The 4,665-nt window shown below is 37.7% G+C and carries 4 protein-coding genes and 1 pseudogene; 3 read left to right on the top strand and 2 right to left on the bottom strand.

Translation table 11 applies throughout. The features are described 5' to 3' along the window. Window positions 1-356, bottom strand: a 356-nt coding sequence (locus KNO72_RS15360; protein ID WP_214758767.1) for a helix-turn-helix domain-containing protein, incomplete at its 3' end; no start/stop codon positions are given. A gap of 317 nt (window positions 357-673) precedes the next feature. Here KNO72_RS15360 and merR point away from each other — a divergent pair. The 3 genes and pseudogenes from merR to KNO72_RS15345 all read left to right on the top strand — a co-directional run bounded on the left by merR (window position 674) and on the right by KNO72_RS15345 (window position 4,219). Next, a complete protein-coding gene (merR, locus tag KNO72_RS15355; RefSeq protein WP_001863748.1) occupies window positions 674-1,066 on the top strand; it encodes a mercury resistance transcriptional regulator MerR in 393 nt (130 codons plus the stop codon). 28 nt (window positions 1,067-1,094) lie between these two features. After that, on the top strand, window positions 1,095-2,735 hold the full coding sequence (gene merA, locus KNO72_RS15350) for a mercury(II) reductase (RefSeq protein ID WP_214684190.1): 1,641 nt from the start codon (window positions 1,095-1,097) through the stop codon (window positions 2,733-2,735). A gap of 159 nt (window positions 2,736-2,894) precedes the next feature. Then, a pseudogene (locus tag KNO72_RS15345) lies at window positions 2,895-4,219 on the top strand (ISL3 family transposase). Between the two features lie 238 nt (window positions 4,220-4,457). Here the strand turns inward: KNO72_RS15345 and KNO72_RS15340 are convergent. Further along, window positions 4,458-4,665, bottom strand: a 208-nt coding sequence (locus tag KNO72_RS15340; protein ID WP_214689688.1) for a YolD-like family protein, incomplete at its 5' end; no start/stop codon positions are given.

The raw sequence follows: 4,665 nt of genomic DNA, 5'->3' as shown, positions 1-4,665 counted from the left end.
GCTCGATCCATCCCTTTTCTCGAATCTGTTAACTCGCTATGACTAGTATACTTCTTAATCCATTTTCGAAGAACAGATCCATCACTGATCTGATAGTTGGAGAGGACTTCCATCGTGGTGGCCCCGTCGAGGTAGTCACGGACGGCCGCGATTTTCTGTTCCTTGGTGTACAGTTTCCATGTCTTCGATTCCTTCAATGCGTCACTCCCGCCGGTATCGAATTTCACTTTCCACACCCGGAGGGTATTCTCAGAAACGTGATGAGTCTCCATGATTTCCTTCCATGTATGCGTTTCTTCTTCCATCATGCGCAGTGCAGCCAGTTTTTGTTCGATTGAATGCCGACTTCTCGCCATAAAAAAACACTCCCCAATAGAATAAACAGATTTGTTATTTCATCTGTCTACCTATTGGGGAGCATATCATTCTTGAGTCAGTTATTCTTTTTGTTTATTTAGGGTCTTCGGAATATATAGTGGAATTACTTTCTTAATAGTTTAAAAACAACTGGTGTTTAAATCGGATTTTCTGGTGGGATGTTAGGATAATCAATAATATTATATAAAAGTATCAATCACATACGAGTGATACTTTGGGAAAAAAATAAAATAGTCCAATTTACTTGACCGTGTACTATGGTACACGGTTTATAATATTCATGGGGTGAAATAAGATGATTTATCGCATTAGTGAGTTTGCAGATAAATGTGGAGTTAATAAAGAAACGATCAGATATTACGAGCGAAAAAATTTATTACAAGAACCTCACCGAACGGAAGCTGGTTATCGGATATATTCATATGATGACGTTAAGCGTGTTGGGTTTATTAAACGAATACAGGAACTTGGTTTTTCTTTAAGCGAGATTTATAAATTACTTGGTGTTGTAGATAAAGATGAAGTTCGTTGTCAAGATATGTTCGAATTTGTTTCTAAAAAACAAAAGGAAGTGCAAAAACAAATAGAGGATTTAAAACGAATTGAAACTATGTTAGACGACTTAAAACAACGATGTCCAGATGAAAAGCAATTACATTCGTGTCCAATAATAGAAACATTAACATGAGAGATTAATTAACGAAAGGAGCTTTTTTATGAATAAATTTAAGGTAAACATTTCAGGAATGACTTGTACGGGTTGTGAAAAACACGTAGAATCAGCACTTGAAAAGATAGGTGCTAAAAATATTGAGTCTAGTTATCGTCGTGGTGAAGCAGTATTTGAACTGCCCGATGATATTGAGGTTAAAAGTGCAATAAAGGCGATTGATGAAGCAAATTACCAAGCCGGAGAAATTGAAGAAGTATCATCACTAGAAAACGTGGCGTTAATTAATGAAGACAATTATGACCTTCTTATTATTGGTTCTGGTGCTGCTGCCTTTTCTTCGGCAATTAAAGCTATAGAATACGGTGCAAAAGTTGGAATGATTGAGCGTGGAACGGTTGGGGGAACCTGTGTGAATATTGGCTGTGTTCCGTCAAAAACTCTTCTTAGGGCAGGTGAAATCAATCATTTATCAAAAGACAATCCGTTTATAGGTTTACAAACATCCGCTGGAGAAGTGGATTTAGCTAGTTTAATCACGCAAAAGGATAAATTAGTGAGCGAACTTCGGAATCAAAAATATATGGATTTAATTGATGAATATAATTTTGATTTAATTAAAGGTGAAGCAAAATTCGTTGATGCTAGTACGGTTGAGGTCAATGGGGCAAAGTTATCTGCAAAACGCTTTTTAATTGCAACAGGTGCATCGCCTTCGTTGCCCCAAATTTCAGGACTTGAAAAAATGGACTATTTAACTAGTACAACACTTCTTGAGTTAAAGAAAATACCAAAACGATTAACTGTAATTGGTTCAGGATACATTGGAATGGAGCTTGGACAACTATTTCATCATTTAGGTTCAGAAATAACGCTTATGCAAAGAAGTGAGCGACTTTTAAAGGAGTATGATCCTGAGATTTCAGAGTCAGTTGAAAAAGCGTTAATTGAACAGGGTATAAACCTTGTCAAAGGGGCAACTTTTGAGCGTGTTGAACAAAGTGGAGAGATAAAAAGGGTTTACGTAACAGTAAATGGCAGTAGAGAAGTCATTGAATCAGATCAGTTACTTGTTGCCACTGGAAGAAAACCAAATACGGATTCTTTAAATTTAAGTGCAGCAGGTGTTGAAACTGGAAAAAATAATGAAATCCTGATCAATGATTTTGGTCAAACAAGTAATGAAAAGATTTATGCAGCAGGAGATGTGACTTTAGGACCACAATTTGTATATGTAGCAGCCTATGAAGGTGGAATTATTACTGATAATGCTATTGGTGGATTAAACAAAAAAATAGATTTATCGGTAGTTCCTGCTGTTACGTTTACGAATCCGACGGTTGCAACGGTTGGTTTAACAGAAGAACAAGCAAAAGAGAAAGGGTATGATGTGAAGACATCTGTATTACCTTTAGATGCTGTTCCAAGAGCAATTGTAAACCGTGAAACAACCGGTGTATTTAAACTAGTAGCAGATGCAGAAACACTAAAAGTATTAGGGGTTCATATTGTATCTGAGAATGCAGGAGATGTCATCTATGCAGCATCATTAGCTGTTAAATTTGGCTTAACGATAGAAGATTTAACAGAAACCCTAGCACCATATTTAACAATGGCTGAAGGGCTAAAATTAGCTGCACTTACGTTCGATAAAGATATTTCGAAATTATCTTGTTGTGCAGGCTAAGGGAACTTTTTTACAACTCCCTATTCAAGTGAACCAGCTAATGCTTTAAGGGATTTTCTAAGTGCATTTGTGGTCACAAAAATAATTTAACACTGATGATTTCGACATCAAATCTATAATTGATACCTTAACACCGCAGAGTAATAAAGGATGAATAATATGTCAGACTTATTATCCCTACCAGACATTAAAACAATAGAACCGCCACAAGAAAATGAAACCGATATGATGTTTAAAGTTGAAGCAGTCGGACCACCTGAACGTTGTCCTGAATGTGGTTTTGACAAGTTGTACAAACACAGTTCAAGAAATCAACTAATTATGGATTTGCCCATTCGTTTAAAGCGAGTGGGCTTACAATTGAACCGTAGACGATACAAGTGTCGTGAATGCGGATCTACCTTCTGGGAACGCCTAATATCTGTAGATGAAAAGCGTAGTATGACCAAAAGGCTTTTAAAGTCCATTCAAGAGCAATCCATGTCTAAGACCTTTGTAGAAGTCGCAGAAAGCGTTGGTGTTGACGAGAAAACCATTAGGAACGTTTTTAAGGACTATGTGGCACTCAAAGAACGTGAATACCAGTTTGAAACTCCTAAGTGGCTTGGGATAGACGAGATACATATTATCCGTAGACCTCGGCTTGTATTGACTAATATTGAACGCAGGACTATTTATGACATCAAGCCTAACCGTAACAAGGAAACAGTCATCCAACGTCTTTCAGAAATCAGTGACAGGACTTACATTGAGTACGTCACAATGGATATGTGGAAGCCCTACAAAGACGCAGTGAACACTATCCTTTCACACGCTAAAGTTGTCGTAGATAAGTTTCATGTAGTTAGAATGGCTAATCAAGCCTTAGATAACGTCAGAAAGTCTTTGAAAGCCCATATGAGCCAAAAAGAAAGACGTACCCTTATGCGTGAAAGGTTTATCCTTCTAAAGCGTAAACACGATCTAAATGAACGTGAATCATTCCTCTTAGATACTTGGTTAGGTAATCTTCCTGCTTTAAAAGAAGCCTATGAACTCAAAGAAGAGTTTTACTGGATATGGGATACTCCTGATCCAGATGAAGGTCATCTTCGTTATAGTCAATGGAGACACCGTTGTATGTCCAGCAACTCTAAAGACGCATATAAAGACCTCGTGAGAGCCGTAGACAACTGGCATGTCGAAATATTCAACTACTTTGATAAAAGGCTCACTAATGCTTATACGGAGTCAATTAACAGCATTATTAGGCAGGTAGAGCGAATGGGTAGAGGTTACTCGTTTGATGCCTTACGAGCCAAAATCCTTTTCAAAATGAGAAGCTCCATAAAAAGCGTAAGCCACGATTTAATTCAAGTGCTTTCAATAAAGCTATGTTATACGATACTTTCAATTGGTATGAAGTGAATGATCACGACATTACAGACAACTTTGGTGTCGATTTTTCCACACTTATTAAGAATTTGGAGAAGGGTGATTTATAAGCCCTTTTCCACCATGAAATCCGAATACCCTTTATTTATTTAGGAGTCAGTATGTACTTTCTCACAAAAGATGAAAAAAATTAAAGAAGTACAAAAATATATAATGTCTTGATGTTTTAGGGAGCTATTCTTTGATGATAAAGTTAATGAGAGCTAATCAGGATTTTATTTCATTTTTAGGGAAGTCTGTGTCACGAAATAATTTTCGTGACACAGACTTCGAACAACCGCCAGGGCGTTAGTCCATCGATTGTTCCACGTGGATGATTGCCTCGAACGGTACATGAATGATTCCGTCCCGCTGATTGGCCAGCTCGACGGTCCGCTCCATATAGTTCGTCCGGTGCACAAAACCCTTGAATCGTTTCATCTCCCGCTTCTCCACATATTTTACCTCTACCAAATCTCCGCTGAAGATCGCGTCGTTCAGCACATTCTCATAGACC

Origin of the sequence: Exiguobacterium sp. s123 (assembly GCF_018617075.1) — a bacterium.
Classification (GTDB): domain Bacteria; phylum Bacillota; class Bacilli; order Exiguobacteriales; family Exiguobacteriaceae; genus Exiguobacterium; species Exiguobacterium profundum.
Note: the sequence above shows the minus strand (reverse complement) of the source record. Positions and strands in the feature narration are given on the sequence as shown.

Coding starts and splice junctions, on each gene's coding strand:
- merR (WP_001863748.1), top strand. CDS start 674: ATGATTTATCGCATTAGTGAGTTTGCAGATAAATGTGGAGTTAATAAA.
- merA (WP_214684190.1), top strand. CDS start 1,095: ATGAATAAATTTAAGGTAAACATTTCAGGAATGACTTGTACGGGTTGT.